The 23,066-nt window shown below is 44.7% G+C and carries 20 protein-coding genes; 11 read left to right on the top strand and 9 right to left on the bottom strand.

Features of this window, described 5'->3' with window-relative positions:
• Positions 1–98: 98 nt before the first annotated feature.
• The 3 genes from CXK86_RS24510 to CXK86_RS24520 all read right to left on the bottom strand — a co-directional run bounded on the left by CXK86_RS24510 (position 99) and on the right by CXK86_RS24520 (position 3,498).
• Positions 99–1,766: a leucine-rich repeat domain-containing protein gene (locus tag CXK86_RS24510; protein ID WP_257468174.1), complete on the bottom strand. Its 1,668-nt coding sequence runs from the start codon at positions 1,764–1,766 to the stop codon at positions 99–101.
• A 383-nt stretch (positions 1,767–2,149) separates the two neighbouring features.
• Positions 2,150–3,031, bottom strand: a complete 882-nt coding sequence (locus CXK86_RS24515) for a GNAT family N-acetyltransferase (RefSeq protein WP_100526347.1) — start codon at positions 3,029–3,031, stop codon at positions 2,150–2,152.
• Between the two features lie 260 nt (positions 3,032–3,291).
• Positions 3,292–3,498: a DUF2536 family protein gene (locus CXK86_RS24520; RefSeq protein ID WP_076329555.1), complete on the bottom strand. Its 207-nt coding sequence runs from the start codon at positions 3,496–3,498 to the stop codon at positions 3,292–3,294.
• A gap of 383 nt (positions 3,499–3,881) precedes the next feature.
• On the opposite strand from CXK86_RS24520, the gene CXK86_RS24525 reads away from it, so the two are divergent.
• Positions 3,882–4,856 carry a tRNA dihydrouridine synthase gene (locus tag CXK86_RS24525; protein ID WP_101314754.1) on the top strand — a complete coding sequence of 325 codons (975 nt, stop codon included), beginning with the start codon at positions 3,882–3,884 and terminating at the stop codon, positions 4,854–4,856.
• Between the two features lie 94 nt (positions 4,857–4,950).
• Here CXK86_RS24525 and CXK86_RS24530 read toward each other — a convergent pair whose 3' ends face one another.
• Complete coding sequence (locus CXK86_RS24530; RefSeq protein ID WP_101314755.1) at positions 4,951–6,006, bottom strand: ankyrin repeat domain-containing protein; 1,056 nt, start codon at positions 6,004–6,006, stop codon at positions 4,951–4,953.
• 252 nt (positions 6,007–6,258) lie between these two features.
• Between CXK86_RS24530 and CXK86_RS24535 the strand changes: the two genes are divergently transcribed.
• Together CXK86_RS24535 and CXK86_RS24540 are read left to right on the top strand one after the other, a co-directional pair.
• Positions 6,259–6,828: an SF0329 family protein gene (locus CXK86_RS24535; RefSeq protein ID WP_101314756.1), complete on the top strand. Its 570-nt coding sequence runs from the start codon at positions 6,259–6,261 to the stop codon at positions 6,826–6,828.
• Between the two features lie 170 nt (positions 6,829–6,998).
• Positions 6,999–8,165, top strand: a complete 1,167-nt coding sequence (locus tag CXK86_RS24540) for a cobalamin-independent methionine synthase II family protein (RefSeq protein WP_101314757.1) — start codon at positions 6,999–7,001, stop codon at positions 8,163–8,165.
• A 191-nt stretch (positions 8,166–8,356) separates the two neighbouring features.
• On the opposite strand, the gene CXK86_RS24545 is transcribed toward CXK86_RS24540, so the two are convergent.
• Together CXK86_RS24545 and CXK86_RS24550 are read right to left on the bottom strand one after the other, a co-directional pair.
• Complete coding sequence (locus CXK86_RS24545) at positions 8,357–8,935, bottom strand: GNAT family N-acetyltransferase (protein ID WP_076329551.1); 579 nt, start codon at positions 8,933–8,935, stop codon at positions 8,357–8,359.
• Positions 8,936–8,979: 44 nt separating this feature from the next.
• A complete protein-coding gene (locus CXK86_RS24550; protein WP_101314758.1) occupies positions 8,980–9,741 on the bottom strand; it encodes a TVP38/TMEM64 family protein in 762 nt (253 codons plus the stop codon).
• 159 nt (positions 9,742–9,900) lie between these two features.
• On the opposite strand from CXK86_RS24550, the gene CXK86_RS24555 reads away from it, so the two are divergent.
• Positions 9,901–10,593 (top strand): response regulator transcription factor, encoded by a 693-nt coding sequence (locus tag CXK86_RS24555; protein ID WP_036668346.1) that lies wholly within the window; start codon positions 9,901–9,903, stop codon positions 10,591–10,593.
• Positions 10,586–11,929 (top strand): sensor histidine kinase, encoded by a 1,344-nt coding sequence (locus CXK86_RS24560; RefSeq protein ID WP_101314759.1) that lies wholly within the window; start codon positions 10,586–10,588, stop codon positions 11,927–11,929. The genes CXK86_RS24555 and CXK86_RS24560 overlap by 8 nt, the downstream gene beginning before the upstream one ends.
• A gap of 195 nt (positions 11,930–12,124) precedes the next feature.
• On the opposite strand, the gene CXK86_RS24565 is transcribed toward CXK86_RS24560, so the two are convergent.
• Positions 12,125–13,660 carry a carboxylesterase/lipase family protein gene (locus CXK86_RS24565; protein ID WP_101314760.1) on the bottom strand — a complete coding sequence of 512 codons (1,536 nt, stop codon included), beginning with the start codon at positions 13,658–13,660 and terminating at the stop codon, positions 12,125–12,127.
• A 112-nt stretch (positions 13,661–13,772) separates the two neighbouring features.
• Between CXK86_RS24565 and CXK86_RS24570 the strand changes: the two genes are divergently transcribed.
• On the top strand, positions 13,773–14,582 hold the full coding sequence (locus CXK86_RS24570; protein WP_101314761.1) for a helix-turn-helix domain-containing protein: 810 nt from the start codon (positions 13,773–13,775) through the stop codon (positions 14,580–14,582).
• 206 nt (positions 14,583–14,788) lie between these two features.
• On the opposite strand, the gene CXK86_RS24580 is transcribed toward CXK86_RS24570, so the two are convergent.
• Positions 14,789–15,952, bottom strand: a complete 1,164-nt coding sequence (locus tag CXK86_RS24580; RefSeq protein WP_036606020.1) for a glycoside hydrolase family 27 protein — start codon at positions 15,950–15,952, stop codon at positions 14,789–14,791.
• 518 nt (positions 15,953–16,470) lie between these two features.
• On the opposite strand from CXK86_RS24580, the gene CXK86_RS24585 reads away from it, so the two are divergent.
• Positions 16,471–17,178, top strand: coding sequence for a DNA alkylation repair protein (locus CXK86_RS24585; protein WP_101314763.1), 708 nt, complete (start codon positions 16,471–16,473; stop codon positions 17,176–17,178).
• Between the two features lie 285 nt (positions 17,179–17,463).
• Here CXK86_RS24585 and CXK86_RS24590 read toward each other — a convergent pair whose 3' ends face one another.
• Positions 17,464–18,039: a TetR/AcrR family transcriptional regulator gene (locus tag CXK86_RS24590; RefSeq protein WP_101314764.1), complete on the bottom strand. Its 576-nt coding sequence runs from the start codon at positions 18,037–18,039 to the stop codon at positions 17,464–17,466.
• 199 nt (positions 18,040–18,238) lie between these two features.
• On the opposite strand from CXK86_RS24590, the gene lpdA reads away from it, so the two are divergent.
• The 4 genes from lpdA (at position 18,239) to CXK86_RS24610 (ending at position 23,007) form a co-directional block, all read left to right on the top strand.
• Positions 18,239–19,624, top strand: coding sequence for a dihydrolipoyl dehydrogenase (gene lpdA, locus CXK86_RS24595; RefSeq protein ID WP_101314765.1), 1,386 nt, complete (start codon positions 18,239–18,241; stop codon positions 19,622–19,624).
• Between the two features lie 49 nt (positions 19,625–19,673).
• Complete coding sequence (locus CXK86_RS24600) at positions 19,674–20,306, top strand: biotin/lipoyl-containing protein (RefSeq protein ID WP_101314766.1); 633 nt, start codon at positions 19,674–19,676, stop codon at positions 20,304–20,306.
• Complete coding sequence (locus CXK86_RS24605) at positions 20,290–21,462, top strand: ABC transporter permease (protein ID WP_101314767.1); 1,173 nt, start codon at positions 20,290–20,292, stop codon at positions 21,460–21,462. Before CXK86_RS24600 ends, CXK86_RS24605 begins: the two co-directional genes overlap by 17 nt.
• 363 nt (positions 21,463–21,825) lie before the next feature.
• Complete coding sequence (locus tag CXK86_RS24610) at positions 21,826–23,007, top strand: DUF4317 domain-containing protein (protein ID WP_036668338.1); 1,182 nt, start codon at positions 21,826–21,828, stop codon at positions 23,005–23,007.
• Positions 23,008–23,066: the final 59 nt, after the last annotated feature.

The raw sequence follows: 23,066 nt of genomic DNA on the forward strand, positions 1-23,066 counted from the left end.
CGAGAATTTATACATAATTCTCGAACCCCTTCTTGTCTTTCTTTTAATACCATCCATTAATTATAGTAGTATAAAACTCCCATCATCCCAGCCGGGAATTAATATACGTGCACAGCTGTACCAAGCACGGATTTGTTTTGTACGGAATTTCCGGATAGATATACCTTTTGCAGATCAGGCAGCTGGCTTAGGGTCTCTATATTGGAAATGGCATTGTTCTCGAGATGAAGCTCTTCTATGGCCTGCCAGTTGCTCATGAATTCGAGAGAAGCCAAATTGCTGTCTTGCAGAGCGAAGGAACGTAGAGCGGACATGTTGGCAAAGTAAGGCATCATCTGGTCAACTTCAGTAACAGAGGTGTTGTTTATGCTGAAATATGGCTGCTCTAAGGTCAAGTGTTCAAGCACGCTGTTCTCCGCGGCCGCTTTTTGTTCAAAGTTCAACCTACACTCTGAGCACATCAGAGATTTGACCTGCTTCAAACGAAATAAGGCATCGCTTTCCTTGAACAGTGACGAGTCGTAAATGCTTAGGCTCTCTAGGCGGGACAAGCCGTCTAGGGCGGCAAGACGGGTTATTTCATCGATCTCCCAGAGCGAGAGTTGCTCCAGTTTCGGGAATTTCCCCAGCGCAGCCAAGTTCAATTCCCCACTTCCGCCACGGAGCGTCAGACTGGTTGTAACCGGGGCCTTTAGCCCGGGGAGAAAGGAGCTTGGAATTTCCACTCGCTCTACTTTAGGCAGTGTCAGCGCTTCCGCATTCTCGTAGTAGCCGGACAACGTTAATTCCCGCAAAGAGGGCAGACTGTTTATGGCCTTTACGGAGCCAAGCTCACTTAGAGAAGCCAGGCGTAGTGTGGTAATAGAGTTTTTGCCGGTCAAGCGCTCCAGACTGGAGAAGTTTACATTTTCAATATCTAACGTTTGTAGAGCAGGCATATTTTGCACAAAGTCGATGGACTTTACATTCGTTAAATAGGACAACTGAAGCTCCTGAAGCTGGGTCAAGGCATACAGCGGCTGCAGGTCTGTGGTTTCACTGTACTGTATAGACAAGGATGATAACCCGGTCATGGACGACAACCATCCGAGTTCATCGACAAAGGTGAGCGACAGGGACTTGATTGGCAATTGGTTTAACAAGTGAAAATCTGTTACGGACTCATCCACATAGGTAATGGATAAAGAGTTCAGATTGGGGAATTCCAGCAACATAGCCAATTCCTGATTGCTGCGAAGCTGCGTGGAAAGCTCCGTAATTTTAGACTTGTCGCCAAAGTAGCCCGAAAATGTACTAAAGGATTCGTTAAAAGCGCCAGCATAACTTTTTAATCCGGGCATATGGGCCAAAGTGGTTTGGTCCGTCTGGGATATTTCATAGGTATTCGTCAGGTCCAATGCCGTCAGTCCCCTAAAAGCTTCAAAATCTCGCTGATCAATCCGCTGGCTATTCAGTTTTTTGTCCTGAGTAATATAAGTGATCTTCTCGGCCTGTTCATCGCTGAAGGGATCGGAGAGGCTATATGTAAACTTCCACTGATCATTCTCCGAATGCTCTACGGTTAAATAGCGAATACGAGCCAATTCCTCCTCTGTTGGCAAGGCGGACCCTTTATCAAAGATATCTCGCAAAAATGAGAGCAGAACCTCGCTTTCAGGCATCTTTCGTACAGGCAGATTGGCTTCTGTTTTTGGATAGGTGGAGCTGTTGCTATAATAAAAATATGTACCGATCGCGCCAGTTAGGACTAACATCAGTATCAGCATTACCTTTACGGAGGCAGTCTGCTTCGGTGGTACTTTAGGGGGCGTTCCATGGTAATGATTAATAGTCTGGTCTACGTAATAGACATGATTTTGCTTCAATAAAAGCTCTGTTTCACAATAGGGACACTTTAAAACCTCATCCTTCTTGTATTCGATTTTTCCGTTGCAATTGGGGCAGTTTAGCGGGATAAACGCCACGAATGTCCCCTCCTTCATTATGATGGTCATAAGATCATGCTGAACGGTCATCTGATTTCATTATACCTTGTGAATTTACGTTTGATGAGAGAAAGAAGTTTCACATAACGAAGGAGCAGGGAAATCCTGCTCCTTTTTGATCTTTTTTAAGTATGGTCTGGTGTTAGGTCTTATTAAATAAATCATCAAGCAATAGATGTAATCGGATGTTTAACGTGCAGAGGGTAGAGATGTTCACCATGGGTTCTTACAAATAAACCTTCATTGGTGATCGAACTTTTTAGAACGATATCATCTGTTGCATCTGGAGTGAAATGAAAGGTTATTTTCTCCGTACCTTCATCTGCAATCTTATCCAAGATATATTTCATATTCATTTCGTTTAAGCTAACAACGTCGAAGAGCTCAATATGATTGTCTTCTTTCTGATAAATAACAATGACGTTTTCGTTTTCCAAGTAATAAATGTCATCACTAAAGACATTCAGGCAATAAAACATGAGTATTCCTTGAGCATGATGGGTTGCGAAATGCTGAGAAACAGGCAATCTTTCCGATGCCAATTTTTGAATAAGACGTAAATCCTCCGCGTTAGTTACATTTAGTTTTCGGATGTCCGCAGGCTCAGGTGATTTTTTTGCCGTATAATTCATTGAAAAAAGATGCTCTTCCACAGGCTTAAACCCAAACTTGGGGTAAAAATCAAGCACCGATTCATTGGCAAAAAGGTACATGTAATCGTACTTGTTCTCGTATTCCTCTAAAACTTTGTTCATTAAACGTGTAGAGAGTCCTTTCCCCCGATAATCAGGATGTGTCATCACCGTGCCGATTTGAATCGCTTTTTTCTTCTCACCGTGAATGATGAGCTCAAGGATGTTAACAGAAACGTTGGCAATAACCTGGTTTCCATCGACATATGAATAAGGGATGTAACGCTCGCCCCAGTATCCTTGTTGATACCAATCTTCAAAATTGATCTCAAACGTGTTGACAGCAAGCTCGAAAAAACTCTTGCGCAGCACTTCATTGTTTTTATAATTCTTCATAAATATTAATTCTTGCATGGTATTACCCCCTTAATCCTCAAAAATGACTGTTTGTAAAGTGGTACGATCCCGTATTTAACTATGTAAAGTATGATTACAGGTGAAATTCTGCTTATAAGTTGTTGTTGGTTAAGCAGGAGTTTTAATAAGAGAAAATGGAGTTTGATATGGAAAGAGACGCGAGCGAATTCGCGTCTTCTTTTTTGCATGCTTTATAGGATATGTTTAAATGCAATTGCGTCAGTGAACTGTTTTTCACTATTGAAAATCTTGGTCCATTAATTTACGGCAAAATGCACGATTGCACTATATAACATCTTGTTGCGAAAAGGGTCAAACGTCACTTGATGCTGAACTTGCTTCACGCGTAGCATTAATGCTTTGTTCATTCCGATTCGTTCTTCGATCGCTCGTTCCAGTTCACGGAAGTCATAAGCCTGCAAGCATTCGACTTTGTCTTTGATCATATCCAGTGAAATTTCCATATATCATTCAGGCCTCCTTAAAATCTTGATTTGCAGGTTAAAAGCCTGTCGAGCTTCATTTTAGAGGAGCTTTTCCAGTTCGGCAAGTGCAATCGGGCTGAAAATCTAATAAAGACGTGATAAAATCGGGAAAGGGCAATTTTGAGATCATCGAACTTCCATTAATCTGAAGATCTAATGGAAGTAATAACAGATACTGCTGTTTGAAGGAAGTTCATTTGCATGGTATAAGTGAAGAAGCTAGGACACCATAATGTGAATTGCAACGAAAAACGAATGATCATGTAAATGATAGGCAAGCAGATGCATGAGTTACGAGTTTTACTATTTTAACTATTAATGAGGACAGAGACTGTCCTGGAATGTATAGAGGAGCTTTTGAGATGACAAAGGAAAACTTTTGGCGTGAATTGCCACGACCATTTTTTATACTGGCACCCATGGAAGATGTGACGGATGTTGTGTTTCGGCATGTCGTAGGTGAAGCGGGAAGACCGGATGTGTTTTTTACGGAGTTTGCGAATACAGAGAGTTATTGTCACCCGGAGGGGCACCATAGTGTGCGCGGGCGTTTGACGTTTACAGCGGATGAACAGCCGATTGTGGCTCATATCTGGGGAGATAAACCGGAATTCTTTCGTGAGATGAGTATCGGTATGGCGAAAGAAGGATTTAAAGGCATCGATATCAATATGGGGTGTCCGGTAGCGAATGTAGCCGAGAATGGAAAAGGAAGTGGATTGATCTGCCGGCCAGCCCTTGCGGCGGAGATTATTCAGGCAGCGAAAGCCGGAGGATTGCCTGTTAGTGTAAAAACAAGACTTGGCTTTACCGCTGTAGACGAATGGCGCGACTGGTTAACCCATATCTTGCAACAGGACATTGTGAATCTGTCTATTCACCTGCGAACGAGAGAAGAAATGAGCAAAGTAGACGCTCACTGGGAACTGATTCCGGAGATTAAAAAACTTCGTGATGAGATAGCACCCAATACTCTTCTAACGATTAATGGGGATATTCCTGACCGTGAGACAGGCCTCAAACTTGTGGAGCAATATGGTGTGGATGGCATTATGATTGGACGCGGTATTTTCCAGAATCCGTTTGCTTTTGAGAAGGAGCCGAAGGAACACAGCAGTAAGGAATTGCTTGATCTGCTACGGCTGCATCTGGATCTCCATGATCAATATTCCGAGCTTGAACCGCGTTCGTTCAGCCCGCTGGCCCGTTTTTTCAAAATCTATGTTCGTGGCTTCCGCGGTGCTAGTGAGCTGAGAAACAGCTTGATGAACGCCAAGACCACTTCTAAAGTACGCGAATTGCTCAATGAGTTTGAAAGTAATGAACAGGCGGAGTAGAGTAAGGCGTTAATCATGGATACGGAGTATAATTTAGATAGATTTAATAGAAAAAAGAAGCGGTAACTTTTCCGCTTCTTTTTTGCTTTGCTGTTTAACGCGTATACGCAGGCTTCTCCATAGCCACCGGCTGAGGATTGGCAAGCACCCATAACACAGCCAACTCGGATAATCTGGCGGGCGCATCAAAATCGTATCCATTGTGAAGTCTGCTGACCAAGTCTGCTGCCTCTTGGAGAAGTGCCGGGGCGAGTGGCGTACCAGAGCCCAGGTGACGAATCAGTGCATCCAGCATCTTGCGATACTCCGCATCCCAGTTTCCACCGCCATTATCCAATACTTCATGGGACACACGTCCTGTGATGCGGATGACCTCTCCCTGCACCGTTTGAGCGTGGCCTTGGGCGGGAATGAGATATTCCCACAGCTCTTGGTGCTGTTTGGTCCAGGTGGTTGCCTTTACCTGAATGGGAGTAGTCCCATCGTGTATGATCCGATTCGCTACCGGCTCAACATCAAATAACGGGTACAGTTTGATCAGCGCGTCTGAAACTTCATCGACCTTGTCCTTATTGAACTTCTCACGGACGAATTCAAAATCCTTACCGATCCGCTTCACCGATTCTTTCATATCGGGGGTGACCGATGCTCCGGCACTCAGCAGAATTGCGGCAATCTCTGCCAGACTGACTATATCGCTATTCCTGCAATTGGCTAACCCCTTAGCTAATGGCGTATTTCCCTGTTTATTTTCTACGTTAATCGTAGCGCCTTGGTTTACCAACTCTTGAACCACTTTGGTTCGATACCCATTGACCGCTGCATGTAACGGTGTTTCATTTTGGTAATCCACAGCGTCCAGATCCGCACCTAATTCAAGGAACAGGGGTACATTTCCTGACCAGTGTGAGGCATGGGCATGTAAAGGCGTGCGTTGATATTTGTCGCGTGCATTAATGTCTGCTCCTTGCGCTACCAGCCAGCGGACCAATTCATCCGAAATATGCCGAAAGCTGAGGGCCGTACCTTTGCTATAACCCCCACGTGCATCCCATTCGCATTGCTCGAAAATTTCTTTTACGGTAGCGATATCATTATCTTTAACGAGTTTTTCCATATGAGCAGGTAAGGTTGCTTCCTTCGTAGCCATTACACTCTTCCTCTCCTTTGTGAATAACAACGTATGTTCCAATGGTAGGCTATGACGATTTAATAGTAAGTAGATAATTTTCTGCAATTTTATCACATAGGGAATTTTAAAACCAATAACTGGGTTTCTTCCATCATCAATTTGGTTTGCTATGTTATAATTTAGATGAATGTTGATACTGGAGACGGATTGAAAAATATTTGAAATGATCGCCGCAATTCATGCGGTAGGCTTTTGATAATAGGAGGATCTATGTCCTGGAGTAAATTGAAGCAACAACTGGAGAGTTTTCTTAGTCCTGCGTTAGTTGGAAGGGTGGAGTACCGTGCTACCAGCTATAGCTATTCACCTGATAAATCAGGCAATTGTTATATTACTGTAGATAAAAAGAATGTACTCAACATGAGTGATACTACAACCCCAATCCGATGGTATCAGTCAGAGCAGGAGATCAAGAGCGATCCTCAGATCATGATTCCTGTGAGCGATGAAGAGATTGAAGCTATTCGAAAAGATTCCAAAGGACCCATTCCCGAGGATCGTCTTCATGTCATGGCAAGAAGCAGAAAAATCTCCGTGCATGCCAAAGAGCTTTTGTTGGCTCAGACCGCACTCAGTAAATCAAATTTTACTGTTGCAGCTACGACGTATTTATCCACTTCTATAGAGGATAATCTGGAGAGCAAGGATATCTTGTTTAATATTCTGGCTTTAATGGACAGACGAGTTGGCAAAAAGCGAATTCTGAACATGTCGGAGCAGGTCAAATTAAAGCATCCAGCGGTTCAGTATTTTTATGAACTGCGTCGTCGTACGGTGTGAAATTGAATAACGTTCACGGATAGAGGTACACTGTGTCGGTGACGGTTTCACTGAAATCTGTCTAATAAGTGGATATAGCTTTTAACTATAACCAGTTATGGTTTTTAAGTATCTCTTCTAACTGCCCTCAGCGTGATATGATCATTGTATACAACGAGGGGGTTTTTTACATGACTGATAAGTTCCAGATCGTAGGAAGTTTATTGCGGCCGGACGAGCTGCTGAAATATAAAACGCAAATCGAACATAATGATGATATCCAATATCCATTCTATGAAAACTACGAAGGATATGAGAAGTGCGAGACTGAGGCTATCAAACAAGTTGTCGCTAAGGAAATCGAACATAACTTGTCCGTTGTTACAGATGGCGAATTCTCCAAATCGATGTGGCATCTGGACTTTGTATGGGGATTTGGCGGAGTGAAGCGTTATATCGCGGATCACGGCTATTTTTTCAGAGATGTGGACGGAACTTCGAAATATGAAACACGCAAAGATATTGGACTGCGCATCACTGATAAATTGAGTGGAAAGAACCATCATTTCATTCAACTGTTCCAACAACTGCAAGACACGGCTGGAGAGCAACAAACGAAACTTTGCGTGCCGTCTCCTTCCCATATTTTCGGTGAGCTTTCCTGGTCGGATAACATTGGAGGTGCGGATTCTGTATATCAGAATAAACAAGAGCTTAAAGAGGGTCTTGTGATCGCGTATAAGGAATTCGTGGAGGAATTCGCTGCAGTTGGCGGTAAAATTCTGCAATTTGATGATTGCTTGTGGGAATTGTTTGCAGACGACAACCCGAACTCTCCTTTTACAGGGGAACATATTAATCAAGATGAAGTATCAGGTCTCGCAACTGAATTTATTGATATTAACAATACTGTGATTGACTTCGGACATAGTCTGGGCTTGAAAATGTGGACACATAACTGCCGCGGAAATTATGATTCCCGCAACATGGGCGGTGGATCGTATGTGAAAATCGCTAATCTGTTCCTGAAGCAATTGAAGTATGACCGTTTCTTCCTGGAGTGGGATGATGATCGTGCAGGTTCGATCGAAGCCCTGGAAGTGTTCAAGGACAGGCCTGAAACGGAAATTGTATTAGGTTTGCTTTCATCCAAAACGAGTACACTCGATGATGAAGCACGTGTTGTCCGTTTGCTGGACGAAGCTTCCAAAATCATCGATAAGGATCGGCTGCTGTTGTCTCACCAATGCGGCTTTGCATCTTGTGATGGAGGTAACGAATTAAGCGAGGCTCAGCAATGGGCGAAGATTGATCAAGGGCAGAAGATTGCAAAGCAATATTGGGGCAGCACCGTCTAGAATTTAAGCTGAATGTATTGTGACCTTATAAATACATTGCTCGATCAATAGTGTTATGCACGATAATGAAACGGCGACTTTTCCTCTGGAATCTATCCAGGGAGAAGCCGCCGTATTTGTTGTGGAACGTACGTATGGGTACGTTCTCATTTCTATAACTTTTTTAAACTAATGATGGGGCTTGTCATTCTTTATTTCTGAGATTCACGCTGTGCCAGCCATTCCTTTTTCAACAAAGCATATTGATACGTATTCTCGTATTTCGGTGTGCCGTCCTCATTTTTGACAAATGAAACGAACTCCAAAAAAAGACCCTCCCGGCGCATGCCCAGCTTCTCACACAGTTTCTGAGAACGGAAGTTATCATCCTCGACATAAGCGTACAATCTTCTTATTCCCTGTTCCATAAAGAGATTTTCGATGAAAGCATTGGCGCTCTCACTGGCGTACCCTTTCCCTTCAAATCTGCCATTAAAATTCCAACCTATACTATACGTATCTGAATTCGAATCTTTATCCGTATCGGAATCCCGATCTTCCCTCATACCAAACAGCTCACCGATCAGCTCGTTACTGTCTTTCAGGCAAACCGCGATGTGGGAATCGTCACTGCTTCTTTTTGCGACCTCTGCCGCCGCATCTTCCAATGTTGAAATTTGTTGATCCATAAAACAATTCACTCTGGGATTTGCTGTGTATTCCAACAGTCCGGCTGCGTCCGTTAAGGTGAAATTTCTCAGGATTAATCGATTGGTTTTAAGTATTTGCATAAGATGATATACCTCCGGTTTTCATATCAATAGATTGGCTTTGTTCATGTTGTATCTCTTTTTATTTTACGAGACTCCCTATTCGTACTATAACTGGGTATAGCCTTGGGTTTGGCTTTGGTACTGTCTGACCGGGAGAACAATCCCACCAATTTCTCCCTATAGATATAACCGAGTACAAACCCGATTACAGCGATAACAGAAATAATAATGGCGATGGTATATTGTTGCATATGAATCGTGGACCCTACAACGGTAGATGCGATGATCCACGGCAGACGACCGACGATAAGGATCGTGAAGAACCTAAACGAACTAATCGATGTAAGTGCGGCGACAAATACAAGCATGTCTTTGGGCAAGCCGGGAATTACGAAAAAGATGAATAAAAAGGCGGAGAACTTCTTCTCATCATGAATTAACGACATCCACTTATTATTTTTCTTTTGCATTAGCCGTGAAATATAAGCGCGACCGATAAAACGAGTAAAATAAAAAGCAATCGCTGAGCCTATAATCAAGCCTATTGTAGTATACAAGGACCCAAGTGTAACCCCATAGATATAACCGCCTGCGATCTGTACCACTTCTCCTGGAATGGGTGCAACCACGATCTGAAGAATCTGGAATAAAATAAACATGACCGGACCCCAATGGCCTGTTGAGTGAATATACGCTCTGAAGTTGTCCATGGAAGACATGATTTTAATAATGGCAGGAGAATAATACACCAGTAGACCAATGGACAACATGATGAACAGACCCAACAATATGTTAATCATTACTTTTTTCGAAGTTTGTGGCATTCCTGACGACCCCTTTGTGTAATAACTTCTACATATTTACAGTATAAGACGAAATTATTAAGAGATACCTACATAACTTCTGAAGAATTCTTAAGTCGATTGTATTTGCTGGTAGTCGCTAATAGCGCATATTATACTGAAATTAGACGGAGGGATCAGATGAGCAAGAAAATTCTAATTGCTGATGATAACAGTGAAATTCGTGAAATTGTAAGGATTCTGTTAGAGAGTGAGAATTATGAAGTGATTGAAGCGATAGATGGTCAAGATGCGATTGATAAAGTGAACGAAGAGACGGATCTCATTATTTTGGATATGATGATGCCCAATAAATCGGGGCTGAAGGCTTGTCTGGAGATTCGTGAAAAAACAAGCGCACCGATCCTGTTTCTCACGGCGAAAACGCAGGATTCTGACAAACAATTGGCCTTTTCCTCAGGCAGTGATGACTTTTTGTCCAAACCCTTTTCCTATACAGAACTCGTTTCGCGGGTGAAGGCTTTACTGCGGAGGTATTATGTATATCGGGGCAAGGAGAAGACCGAAGAAAAGGACCAGATTATCGTTAAGGATCTTACCGTCCATCAGGATTCAAAAGCCGTGTTTGTTGGGGAGAAGGAGATTGCTCTAACTGAAATTGAATACCAGATCTTGCTGCTGTTGGCTAAGAAGCGACGAAAGGTATTCTCGGCAGAAAATATATATGAGAGTGTTTGGGGGCAACCCTATTTTTATACGTGTAATAACACGGTGATGGTTCATATTCGTAATTTGAGAGGCAAACTGGAGGATGACCCGCAGAACCCTAAATATGTGAAGACTGTTTGGGGGAAGGGGTACAAAATTGAATAGATTATTAATCGGAAAAAAGCTGAAGATTAAACTGGTTCTGGCGGTTATCATTTCTTTGGTTATTTCCATAAGTGCACTTGTTATTTTACAAGTTGTTGGCGAGACTCTATTGGATAGTTATTTAAGCAAATCCACTTTTGTAGAGAACAGGCAGCAAGATGCGCTTGATCGGTTCGAAGCATTTGTGAATAACCAGAACGTGTCAACCCGTGATCATGAGGAATTGTCTGCTTGGATAAGACATGAGCGCTACTTAAATCTGTATATTTTCGCAAAAGACAAATTGATATTTTCCTCCAACACGGAGATTGATCCTGCCATTAATGAAGAGCTGTTAACTCAAATCGTGCCATCGAAAATACCCATCACCACTATCCATTTTGCGGATCAGGATGCCCAGATATACTTGGTTAGCTTTTATGAGTATCAATACTACAACCTCATTCTGATTATTGGTGTTTTCATAGCGGCCATTGTGTTCATTGTTTCCTTTCTACTGATGATTAATAAGAAAACATCTTATATTGGCGTGCTTGAACAAGAGATCAAAATACTCGAAGGTGGAAATTTAGACTATTCGATTACGATATCGGGAAAGGATGAACTGTCATCTCTGGCCCAGAGTATTGATGAGATGAGGAAATCATTTGTGGAGCGGCTGGGCAGCGAGGAGAGGGTCAGGATGGCCAACCGTGAATTGATCACGGCGATTTCCCATGATTTGCGAACGCCACTCACGATTCTATTAGGATATATGGATATCATAGAGCTCAACAAATATAAGACACATGAGGATCTATTGCAGTATATTCATAATAGCCGGGAGAAGGCCTATCAGATCAAAGTGTTGTCGGACAAACTATTCGAATATTTTACGGTATCCTCTGCTGCTGAGGAAGAGGAAGTAGAATTTGAAATGTATGAGGGCAGAGCACTTATCGATCAACTCATAGATGAGCAATTAGTGGTTTTGGACGATATAGACGTGCAGGTTCAGACAGATGCACATCATGAGGAGTTTTTGCTGGAAATCAATTTGGTCGCCATGCGTCGCGTAATGGATAACATATTTTCAAATATTCGAAAATACGCCGATCCAGGGCATCCCGTTCATATCCAGATTTCTTTGAAGCAACAATGGGTCATTCTTGAGGTGGAGAATAAGATTAAACATGTTGGCAAAAAGAAAGATAGCAACGAAATTGGGCTCGTTAGTTGTCAGAAAATGATTCAGCAACACAACGGGACGTTGACGGTATCGCAGGAAAAGGATATTTTTTCACTACAGATTATGCTACCTGTCATCATCAACAAACCAACACAGACTCATATATAACGAATCTCTTGGAATGATGCTGAGTGTTCGTGGAATCTATCTTGCTGTCTAATTTTGTTACCTTAGACTGCTGTAGTGGAGGAGCTTGCTAAATAGGCATAGGGGAAAGAACATCGCTCTACCATTCACACTATACAAAAAGAGCCATGCGATAGCATGGCTCTTTTTGTATAGTGAGAGGGCAAGCCTCATGTTTTAAACAACAGGTGCATTCTGTTTCTTGAAATATTGTTCAATTAAAAACGCGAGCATCGGTCCGGGCTCAGCCTTCTGTAATTGAGCCTGATCGCCAAATTCTATTAGATACGGCTGTTCCGTAGTACAAGGAGTCCAATGAGGCATCAGCTTTCCGGTGGAGTCCGAACCGTTTGGGTCACCTGTAGCAATAAAGTTGGATAAGTAATTACACATCTGGCGAGCCAGATCATAATGCTTGCCTGTGAAAGGCCGCCAGCATTTGGCAAGTGTTTCGAAGAAGAACCACAGATCAACGGAGTGAAAAGTACCTGGGTGATCCCAGCCCGGAATCTCGGCGTCGAAGTTATAATAGTAGAGAGGCGTTTCGGACAGATGACCGCTGTTCGCACGGATGGCGAGCAGAATGGCATGTTGGATCATGCGGACTGATGCTTGTTGCAGAGCATGTTCGATTTGGCCGGAATCAGCCTCACATAGCTGCAAAAAGGCAGGAGCATCCTCGCCAAACAGCTCCACAGCCATCTGCTTCAGTTCTTCCAGATTGGCTGCGGCGGGACGGGTCCAAAATTCAGAAGACGTATGCCCCAGCATTACGGGGATTGCCTCGCGCTCCTGCTGAACAAAACGAGTAAACGGATCGCCTGCGCAGAATTGTTCGTCGATGACGGTTCCCCAGAAGCTTTTGTATTCGAGTGCTTTGTCACGGAGATATTCAGCATCCAGTTGTCTCGCCTCAGCGAGGGAAGATACGCCCAGGAAGTCGAAAAATTCAACCCCTGCTTGCTCTGCATCCCTTAGTGTGGAACGGACAGAAGGCACGCGGACCTTCGGATACAACTCGGTAGCTATACCGCTCATGATGACGGCACGCTGGAACAAGCCTTTATTTTGCGGAGAGGTCATCTGGCTGAGTACACTTCCTCCGCCTGCCGACTGTCCGCCGATGGTGATCTGGTCTGGATCACCGCCAAAGGCGGCAATGTTGCGTTTGACCCACTGGGTACCTGCTTGTTGATCAAGATGACCAAAGTTGGCGGGTGCATGTGGGGATTCGGCACTAATCTCAGGATGGCACAGGAAGCCAAAGGCATTCAGTCGATAATTAATCGTCACAACGACAATACCTCTACGAGCGATTCGCTCGCCATCAAATTCCATTTCGGCCGTATGGCCGACTTGCAGGCCCCCGCCAAAATACCAGACAAAAACAGGCAACTTCTCGTCCGTACGCTTGGCGGGTGTCCAGACATTCAGATACAGACAATCCTCGTCCATGGGCAGGTCGGGATCAACGGCCCATTCGCGGGTATAGATATTGTTATCATCGATGACTGTTGGGGCTTGCATGGAGATGGGGGCAAAATCAAAAGCTTGCAGTACACCTTCCCAGTTCGACTGCGGCTGCGGAGCGCGCCAGCGGTTCTCACCTACAGGAGGTGCGGCAAAAGGAATTCCCTTGAAGCTGGTAATCCGCGGGTCCGCCGCGGGCAGTCCTTGCACTTGTCCATGTTCTACCGTAACCATTCTAAGCATATAACATTCTCCTCTCTGGATTTAGCATGTAAGCGTTACCGAGCATCTGATCAACGATATATAAGATAAACCTAACGCCAGAACAGGGCGTCTTAGAAAGGGGGAATCGTGGTTGAATCCGATTTGGCATGAGAGCAGTAGAGCTAGTAATTTGTATTTTATCAGCGGTGGTCACAAGCCAGCTAACCCTCACCAATGGGGGCCAGGCGTGCGTGACGTTTATGCGCTGCACTATATTATCCGCGGCCAAGGGACGCTGGAGACGGGCGGCCGCGTTTTTCGGCTCGTTACGGGGGAAAGCTTTATCATATTTCCGCAAAAGGAGATTTACTATTATCCAGACCCGCAAGATCCATGGGAGTACGTTTGGGTGGAGTTTAGCGGTGAGGATGCCGGGCGGTTGCTGGGGCTGACACAGCTCTCAGAGGTACAACCCGTGGTGACGGTCTCGCCGGAGACATTGCAGCCTTTTTTCCACCTTGCCTGGAACGCGGGTGCATCATCTTATGAATTACTGCGGGCGGATGCACGTTTGCGTCTGCTGCTCTCCTACTATATGGAGCATTATCCGAAAGAGCCGCAGGTGGACGCCAAGGATTATGTCTGGCTGGCGAGAAAGTACATCGAGCAGAACTACTGGAAGCCAACATTGACCGTCACGGAGATTGTAAAGGCAGTTAATCTGGAGCGCAGTTATTTGTTTCGTCTGTTTAAGGCAGCAACCGGCAAGTCTGTTTTGGAGTATATTACATCCTGCCGAATCGAGCGCGCCTGTGAACTGTTGAAAACGTCGGGCCTGCCGATTCAATCGGTAGCTTATTCTGTCGGCTACAATGATCCGTTATATTTTTCCAAAGTATTCAAGAAATCAACTTCACACACGCCAACAGAGTACATGACGCTGCACCGGACGAAGGTATAACGTTAACGGAACAGGGCGCAGTTCCCGGACTCTCGGAAATAACGGATCAGCTTCTCAATAGGCTCGCGTCCACAGTTCAGCTTCACTCCTATACAATCGATGCACAGAAATTGCTGGGCAGTGCGCGAGATCAATTTGAGGTAGATGCCCACATCGTCTGAAGAGAGCGGAACCTGACAGGAGGTGCACAGGCGATGTTGAGCCATCTATTTCACCAGTTTGGCCCGGACGACGAGGCAATCATGTGCTGCGACAACGGGAGCGAAGCGTTCACGGAATACGCCAAGCTCTTGATGTTCCCAGCAGTCATACAGGGAAAGGGCATAACCGGCAGCGTAAGGCAGACCCATATCCCAAAATTGCAAAGACAATTCCCGCTGGCTGTCGCTCAGGTTGAAGAAACCAATAGCTAGATCACCATCTGTGAGTACCTTCACCAGCATAAATACATCGTCTGTGTGAAACCATTGTGGTTCTGGTTTAATGCGGTAAGCTCCGCGCGCTTCTACATCCTGATTGATAGCGATCAGGTCAGGATTCAGGAGAATATCCTTTGTAATCTGGTTAGCCTTGCGCACGTCACATCCGATCATTAATGGGGAACCCATCATGGACCAGAGAGAGAAGTGGGTTTTATATTCGATGTCGTTGCATCCGCCGATGCTGCCAATATAATCATTGTTGCTTCCACCGTACATACCTACAATCAGCATATCCATGTCGTTATGGCAGAAGGAGCCGGTGTAGCTTTGTTTGCCCAATTGAGACAGGGCAAGTTCCTTCACTGAATCCCAATTGTCACGGATATCGCCGGTGGAGCGGTACATATGAGCGCCCGATTCCCGAATCCAATCGTATACGTCGTCGGCTCCCCAGTTGCAGGCGGAGAACAGGATATCGCGTCCGCAGTTTTTGAGCGCAAGACTCATCCGTTTGTACAGCAGCTCTCCTGAGATATGGCGCGGCTTGAAGCAGTAATCATACTTCAAATAATCAACGCCCCATTCGGCAAAAAGGGCAGCATCCTGGAATTCATGCTCGAAGCTGCCTGGATACCCGGCACATGTATGCGTACCCACGCATGAATACATGCCGAATTTTAGTCCTTTGCTATGGATATAATCAGAAAGCGCTCTCATTCCACTCGGGAATTTATCCGGGTCAGCCACCAGATTACCGCTCGCATCCCGTTCCTTCAGGCTCCAGCAATCATCAATGACAATATACTCGTAACCAGCGGCCAGATAACCTTCCGATACAAACACATCAGCGACATCCCGAATTAATTGTTCGTTAATATCCCACGTAAAGGTATTCCACGAATTCCAGCCTAGGGCAGGGGCAAAGCCTAACACTTGATTGTTGCTCATGCTCTCGCATCCTTCCTCATCTCGGTTTTGTTAACAACACTAAACTGAACATAAACGATGAGCGACGTTTCCTGCCATAGCTTAACGTTGCTTGGACATGGACATATGTTGCTCTGCTTGTGCTGGGGGAATCAGCTCTTTCCAATCAGGCCCTCGGCAGGTATTCAGAAGTTGCCAGTAGAAGCATAAGAAAGGAAAAATGTCTGTCTGCGAAGAAGTTATATCTATCTTTTCAGGGATCTGTGCAAAACAATGGTATAGAAGTTATGATCGGTTATAATGCTCGAACAGGTTGTCAGAGCAACAGGGAAATTTGAATAGTATTCAGTTTTTTTTAGGAAAAATACTCCAGTGGGGAACCCCTCATACGTAAGGTAGTAATCCCGCCGTAACAATTATGCATATGCCAGAAGGGTTCCAATTGGATAATGTGCGATTTTCCATCGGTTTTTCGTTAAACATAAGTGTTTGTTTGATTTGATTAGATATATAATTTATAGGATTGGGAGTGTCGCGAAATGAATCTAGATGAAGTGATGCAAGAGCTAGAAGCGCTGGGTAAAGAACGAACGAAAAAAATCTATATCTCTAACGGTGCGCATGAACCGCTATTTGGCGTGGCAACCGGAGCGATGAAACCAATGGCGAAGCGGATCAAAAAGGATCAACCTTTGGCAGAGCAACTATATGCAACGGGGAATTATGATGCGATGTACTTTGCGGGCGTGATTGCCGATCCTCAAGCGATGACGGAAGCTGATTTTGACCGTTGGATTGACGCAGCTTATTTTTACATGATCTCTGACTTTATCGTTGCTGTGACGTTAGCCGAGACAGACATTGCGCAAGAGGTTTCCGATGCGTGGATTGCTAGTGGGGATGAACTGAGAATGTCAGCGGGATGGAGCTGTTACTGTTGGTTGCTCGGCAGTCGAAAGGATGCTGAGTTTTCGGAGAATAAACTGATGGAGATGCTGGAACAGGTGAAAAAGACGATTCACGAATCTCCGGAACGAACGAAATATTCGATGAATAATTTCCTGTATACCGTTGCAACATCCTATCAACCGTTGCACGATCAGGCAGTGGAGATAGCCAAGGCTGTGGGACCTGTCGAAGTGAACAAGGACAAGCCCAAAAGCAAATTGCTGAATGCCTCTGAGAATATTCAAAAGGCAGTGGAAAAAGGGCGGACGGGCTTCAAGCGTAAATATGTAAGATGCTGAAATTTTCGCCGTATCGTAAGTGTTAACATACGGAACATATGGTTATCTTGGGATTGAAATCCACAATCTCGATGTTACATTGAGGACAGAAACAGCTTATAATGCGTCAGAGAGCCGTGCGCTAACACGACTCTCTAATGCAATAGCCGCTTTTAAGGGCGGTGGGCTTAACAAGAGGATACACAATTAAGTAGACCGCAACCTTTGCAAGGGTGGGCGGTCTATTTGTGTTTCAACTCGATATAGCAGCATCAAATCTACGTATAATATAAAAAACCGAAACCTCTACATATCTTTCCTTTTAACCATTTCTTTGGCTTGCTGCCTGCCCGCCGAGAGAAAGCTGTCGCTAAGCTCAGGATCACTAACAGAGCGTGCAAGTACAAGCGAACCAACCATTGTACTGAACAGTGCACGACCGCTGGACATATCGATCTCAGCCAGATTGGAGATAAAAGTGATCATCCGCTCCAATTCATGGGTGAACACCTGCCGAACCTCTTCGGACGAACGGGATATTTCGCTGGAAAGGGCGGGGAAAATACAGCTCATTTCTGTTTGGTCGCGGTGATACGGACTCAAATAATAATCGATTACTTTATTGATTTTGGGATTTTGCTCTTGCTGATCAGCCACGTTCTGTAGAAGTGCAATGGTATCACTGATGGCATATTCGCAGGCTTCGGCAACTAATTGTTCCTTGTTGTCAAAGTGTGAATAGAACCCTCCGTGAGTTAATCCAGCTCCCTTCATAATAAACGGGACACTCACCTCCTGGATACCATTGGTGCGAAAAGCTCGAGCCGCACTTTCAACAATCTTACCTCGTACTTTTATCTTATGTCCTTTGGGATAGGGCATGATCATTCACTCCATAGTTTCATCATTATGCTTTTAAAATATTATAGTCATCATAATAAAGCCTGTCAATTTGGCGACTGAATATCAGTTGATTTAGAAAAGGGCCAAATACGGTTGTTGACGGTCTTAAAATATGATGGTTATAATATATTATGGTCATCATATTTTAAAATGACTTCAAATCGGGAGGTATCAGAATATGAGCAAGCTTGAATCTGTGGATACGTTAGTTATTGGATCAGGTCCAGGGGGATATGTGGCGGCGCTTCGTTCTTCGCAGTTGGGGATGAAAACGGCGATTGTCGAACGTAAACAGCTCGGCGGGGTCTGTACACATGTGGGTTGCATACCATCCAAAGCTTTAATTGCGGAATCGCATCGCTATGATTGGTTCAGACAGTTCAATCAAGCTGACGCGGCAGCGACATTTAAGACTGCTCAGGATTTTAAACAGGGGGTTGTGAATAAACAGGCAGGTGGCGTCCACTATTTGTTAAAGACTGCGGGTGTGAACATTCTGGAAGGAGAGGCCAGTCTGGTGGATGAGCACACAGCCAGGATCCAGCAAGCTGGGCAGGAGCAAAGCATTTCTTTTAAAAATCTCATACTGGCAACGGGGTCTCGTCCAATTGAATTGCCAGCATTTCCAGTTGGAGGTCGCATCTTATCTTCCACTGAAGCATTATCTCTACAGGAGGTTCCGAGTAGTCTGATTGTGATCGGCGGAGGTTATATTGGGGTGGAGCTTGGACAGATGTATGCCAAATTCGGAACCAAGGTAACAATTCTGGAGGGAGGCGCACAAGTATTGCCTGGATTCGAGGGGGAACTTGCAGCCCCTGTAGTCAAACAATTGAAGGCGGACGGCATCCAGATCGTAAACGGAGCGATTGCCGAAAAGGTGGAGCACAATGCGGATTCCGTTACACTGCATTATTCAAAAAATCAGGAGCAGCAACAAGTTACAGCAGAATATGTACTGGTTACGATCGGCAGAAAACCCAATACAGACGGCCAGTTAGGACTGGAACGCATAGGCTTGCCCGTAACAAACAAAGGACTGGTTGAGACGGATGCACAGTGCAGAACGGTTATCCCGCACATTTATGCCATTGGAGATATTACAGCCGGTCCGGCACTTGCCCACAAGGCATCCTATGAAGCCAAAGTAGCCGCAGAAGCCATTGCTGGTCTTACCTCCAAAGTGGATTACAAGGTAATTCCGCTTGTCGTGTTTTCTGATCCGGAGATATCCAGTGTTGGGGTAAGTGAGACGGAAGCCAATGCACAGGCCGTTCCGGTGGTTATTGGGAAATCTTCTTTCGGGATTAACGGAAGAGCATTGGCATTAAGAGAACCCGAAGGATTTGTGAAAATAGTGGCTGACCCGACTTCAGGAATTGTCATTGGTGCGCAAATCGTCGGAGTGGAGGCATCCACACTGATATCGGAGCTTGCACTTGCGGTCGAGATGGGCGCAACCGTGGAAGATCTGGCCATGACGATTCACCCTCATCCCACTTTGGGAGAAGTGATCATGGAGGCAGCCGAGAACGCGGTCATCAAAATGAAAAAGCAAAAATAGTCAGCAAATTTAACCATACACGAGGATTGGGAATGGGAGAGATAAAAAGATGAAGTTAAAAGCAGGTTTGTATATCGGAATTGCGATGGTGCTCATTGTTGGAGGTTCACTTTTGGCTGTTAAAGGAAAGGATGCTGTAAGTCAGGCCGAGAGCCGGAAACAAGGCATACTTGAGGCAGAGCAAACGACATTATTTTATCAGAATAGTCCCGGGACGATTGCAGAGGCGGGTGCGTCTGAAGGTGACTCTGTGAAAGAGGGAGAGGTACTTTTCAAAGTGAAATCAGCTGGGGAGGGAGATAAGGAGGTACTCGCACCGTATGACGGATTGGTTGACCGAGTTAATGTAGAGAAGGGGGATCAAGTCCAAGCAGGAGTCCCGCTAGCAGTTGTGCAAAAGAATACGTATTACACCGACCTTTACATACAGGAAAGTGAAATTCAACAGCTTGAAGTGAATCAAAGCATTGATGTTCATTTCCCTTATTTGGATCAGCCAACGCAGGTGAAGGGGAGCGTTATTTCTATCTCAACTGCTCCTCAGTTTGCGAACTTGCGTATGTCGCGGGAAAAAGGGCAAGCCGATTTAAGTATGTTTCTGGTCCGAATATCGATGGATTCGAATACCGATTTGCTTCCGGGGATGACGGCAGAGGTGAAACTTGATGAAATCACTGATTGACGAGTGGAAGTACGTCGCGGGCAGTAAGTATATACGGCTAATTTTTATTGGGCCAATGATTGCAGCCTTATTTTTCGGATTAATGTTTTCGCATAATCAACTTAATAAATCACCAGTTGTGGTCATTGATGAGGATCATAGCGAATATTCACGGCAATTGATCTCCAAAATAAATGCGTCACAATACATGAGCGTCAAAAGCGTATATGCGAGCCGAATGAGTCCTGAAACATTGCTTGCCAACGAGCAGGCTGTAGCGGTCATTATGCTTCCCAATCAGTTGGGTTTGCGTCAACAACAAGGGAAATCGACAAATATCGGCATCTTGATGGATAACACGATGCCCTCGGGGTTAACAGGTATTCGCACTGCGATTCAGGAAATCATACTGACAGAGAATATGACCCTTTCCATGACACGTCTGATCCAAAAAGGGATGGATGCCGAGACAGCTAAAGGAATCGTGTCACCGTTATCCCTTCAGCAGCGGATGCTGTTTAATCCAACCTCCAGTTATGTCGGTTTTATGGTGCTTGGATTTGTGAATATCGTAGTATTGATGATTACAACAAGTGCAGCGGGCTCAATTGTACCCCGGCTTCGTCAGGAAGGGAAACTGTTTGCAAACGGAAAGTCACCCTTTCAACTATGGGTTCGGATTGTACCTTACGTTGTGTTGAGTTCACTTTCGCTGCTTCTATCCTATGGATTATTAAAGCAGGTGGGGGGAATGCGGTTTGAAGCAGAGGCTTATCTTTTTATCATTCCGTTAGTTGTTTATGCTTTTGCTTTGTCACTCATGGGTATGCTGATTGGATACACTGCCAAAGACTTATCCAAAGTCAATCTGCGGACCAGCTTGGTATTATATCCGTCCTTTCTGGCTACGGGAATTCAACTAACGCCACTGGCGTTCCCAGAACCGTTCCAAATGTTCGCAGGGGCATTACCCATGAACTGGCTTAACCGTCTGATTCGTGGAATGGCGTTTAGGGACGGGGCGCTGACAGCCTACAGTCAGGAGTTGGGGGCATTGCTGATTATTATTGGCGGAGTGTCCTTGTTTATGGGATTACTGTTTCTGCGGGAAGCAAGGAAACTTTCTCCTGACAGGGAACCACTGTTGAATACGGATATATTACCGAGCAGTAATTAATTTTTTAAGAATCGTTAAACAACGAAAAAAGACGCACGGGAGTCATTCCTGTTGCGTCTTTCTGTTTTCTTTTAATCTCATTCGTGCCTCCCATACGGTGAGCTATTTTCCATATTCAAAAATGGATCGTGATAAAGAGGGAAATACCATAGATTGTTTCTCATTAATCGTCATCATTATATGATATAATTTCTCACTGAGAGTACAGAAATGGAGAGCAAGAACGGCTTGATCCAGCTACTCCATAGCTGCCCCTATTTGTGACCTACTGCTCAGATGAAAACTTCCAAGGGAGCACTGATTTTTAGGATATAGAGTTGCACGCAGATAAAATTATTTATTATGGGAGTTGTCTAACGAATCATGAATAAAAAAGAAGTCGCGCATATACGCAAGCAATTTAAACTCGATCACGATTTACTGAATATTTACGATATTCTCAACGTGTATATCACGAAGGAAACGAACGAAGTCTATCACTGGGAGCGTCACCCGTTCGAACTGGTGGACAGAGAGAAGCAGGAGCTGTACATGGGCAATTTCAAAAAATTGCTGACAGGTGATTTGGATCAAAAGTTGTTCGAACTGAAGTTCCAGGAAGCGGCGGAGGACCCGGCACAGGTATTACTTCACCAGGCGCTGGTAACAGGTGATCCGGATGAATGGCAGGATCTGATGCTGCTGCTCGTGGATCGAATGTTGGTGGATACGAAGTTTGAGCGGGATATGGTAGCTACGTTTGTGCGTGGACAGTATTATCTGCCGACCAAGGCTAGAAACGAAGCCACGGAAGAGAGTGAGAAGAACGAGGTGTTCGCCCATCCGTTCATTCTGTGCAGCGTGAATTCCACGGAGAAGCAGCGGAAGACACTCTTGTTTGATTACGTGGAGAGAGAATTCAAATACAACATTATTGTCGATCCGATTATCAAATTAAGCACGCCAGAGCAAGGGTTCCTGTATCCTAGCGTCACGGACAACTACTCCGATGTGAATCGTGTACTGTATTGTACAGGGAAATCCAATTTCCCGGATCCGCATTTTGTTGAAAATGTATTGAATGGAGAAAGATCCGTAACCGCACTGGAAGAACGGGCGATCTTCGAAGATATCGTCAAGGAAGTGGCGGGTGAACAGCTTGATTCAGCCACCATTGCTCATGTATATGAGGAGATCAACCGAGTCATCGAAATTAACGAAGAGTCCCATGAGGAAGAACCTCCGAAGCTGGATTATAAAGATCTGGAACGTGTACTGACCGCAAGCGGTATAGAGGATCTGACGACGGAGAAAGTAGAACGTGCCTTCGAAACGATCGTTGACAACAAGAATTATGAGATGAAGGCGACCAGTGTTATGCCGAAGTTCACGTCCAAGTCCATTAAGATTGAAACCAAGGTTGCTACAATTTCGGTTAGCCCGCAAGACCTGAGATATGTGAAACAGGTGAACTACCAAGGCAGACGTTGCATCATGATTGAAGTGGACGAAGATGTTGTGATTGAAGGATTTACCCTTAATACAGAAAAACTTATTAATGAGTAATTGATTTTAGACCATGATGATGTAAAATCATCGGACAAGGACGAATGAACGTCCATCTA

Source organism: Paenibacillus sp. BGI2013, from assembly GCF_002843485.1.
In the GTDB taxonomy this organism is placed as follows: domain Bacteria; phylum Bacillota; class Bacilli; order Paenibacillales; family Paenibacillaceae; genus Paenibacillus; species Paenibacillus amylolyticus.

What these genes read in the sequence shown, in the direction of transcription:
- CXK86_RS24510 (WP_257468174.1), bottom strand. Translation starts at nt 1,766, where the DNA reads ATGCTGATACTGATGTTAGTCCTAACTGGCGCGATCGGTACATATTTT.
- CXK86_RS24515 (WP_100526347.1), bottom strand. Translation starts at nt 3,031, where the DNA reads ATGCAAGAATTAATATTTATGAAGAATTATAAAAACAATGAAGTGCTG.
- CXK86_RS24520 (WP_076329555.1), bottom strand. Translation starts at nt 3,498, where the DNA reads ATGGAAATTTCACTGGATATGATCAAAGACAAAGTCGAATGCTTGCAG.
- CXK86_RS24525 (WP_101314754.1), top strand. Translation starts at nt 3,882, where the DNA reads ATGACAAAGGAAAACTTTTGGCGTGAATTGCCACGACCATTTTTTATA.
- CXK86_RS24530 (WP_101314755.1), bottom strand. Translation starts at nt 6,006, where the DNA reads ATGGCTACGAAGGAAGCAACCTTACCTGCTCATATGGAAAAACTCGTT.
- CXK86_RS24535 (WP_101314756.1), top strand. Translation starts at nt 6,259, where the DNA reads ATGTCCTGGAGTAAATTGAAGCAACAACTGGAGAGTTTTCTTAGTCCT.
- CXK86_RS24540 (WP_101314757.1), top strand. Translation starts at nt 6,999, where the DNA reads ATGACTGATAAGTTCCAGATCGTAGGAAGTTTATTGCGGCCGGACGAG.
- CXK86_RS24545 (WP_076329551.1), bottom strand. Translation starts at nt 8,935, where the DNA reads ATGCAAATACTTAAAACCAATCGATTAATCCTGAGAAATTTCACCTTA.
- CXK86_RS24550 (WP_101314758.1), bottom strand. Translation starts at nt 9,741, where the DNA reads ATGCCACAAACTTCGAAAAAAGTAATGATTAACATATTGTTGGGTCTG.
- CXK86_RS24555 (WP_036668346.1), top strand. Translation starts at nt 9,901, where the DNA reads ATGAGCAAGAAAATTCTAATTGCTGATGATAACAGTGAAATTCGTGAA.
- CXK86_RS24565 (WP_101314760.1), bottom strand. Translation starts at nt 13,660, where the DNA reads ATGCTTAGAATGGTTACGGTAGAACATGGACAAGTGCAAGGACTGCCC.
- CXK86_RS24580 (WP_036606020.1), bottom strand. Translation starts at nt 15,952, where the DNA reads ATGAGCAACAATCAAGTGTTAGGCTTTGCCCCTGCCCTAGGCTGGAAT.
- CXK86_RS24585 (WP_101314763.1), top strand. Translation starts at nt 16,471, where the DNA reads ATGAATCTAGATGAAGTGATGCAAGAGCTAGAAGCGCTGGGTAAAGAA.
- CXK86_RS24590 (WP_101314764.1), bottom strand. Translation starts at nt 18,039, where the DNA reads ATGCCCTATCCCAAAGGACATAAGATAAAAGTACGAGGTAAGATTGTT.
- lpdA (WP_101314765.1), top strand. Translation starts at nt 18,239, where the DNA reads ATGAGCAAGCTTGAATCTGTGGATACGTTAGTTATTGGATCAGGTCCA.
- CXK86_RS24600 (WP_101314766.1), top strand. Translation starts at nt 19,674, where the DNA reads ATGAAGTTAAAAGCAGGTTTGTATATCGGAATTGCGATGGTGCTCATT.
- CXK86_RS24605 (WP_101314767.1), top strand. Translation starts at nt 20,290, where the DNA reads ATGAAATCACTGATTGACGAGTGGAAGTACGTCGCGGGCAGTAAGTAT.
- CXK86_RS24610 (WP_036668338.1), top strand. Translation starts at nt 21,826, where the DNA reads ATGAATAAAAAAGAAGTCGCGCATATACGCAAGCAATTTAAACTCGAT.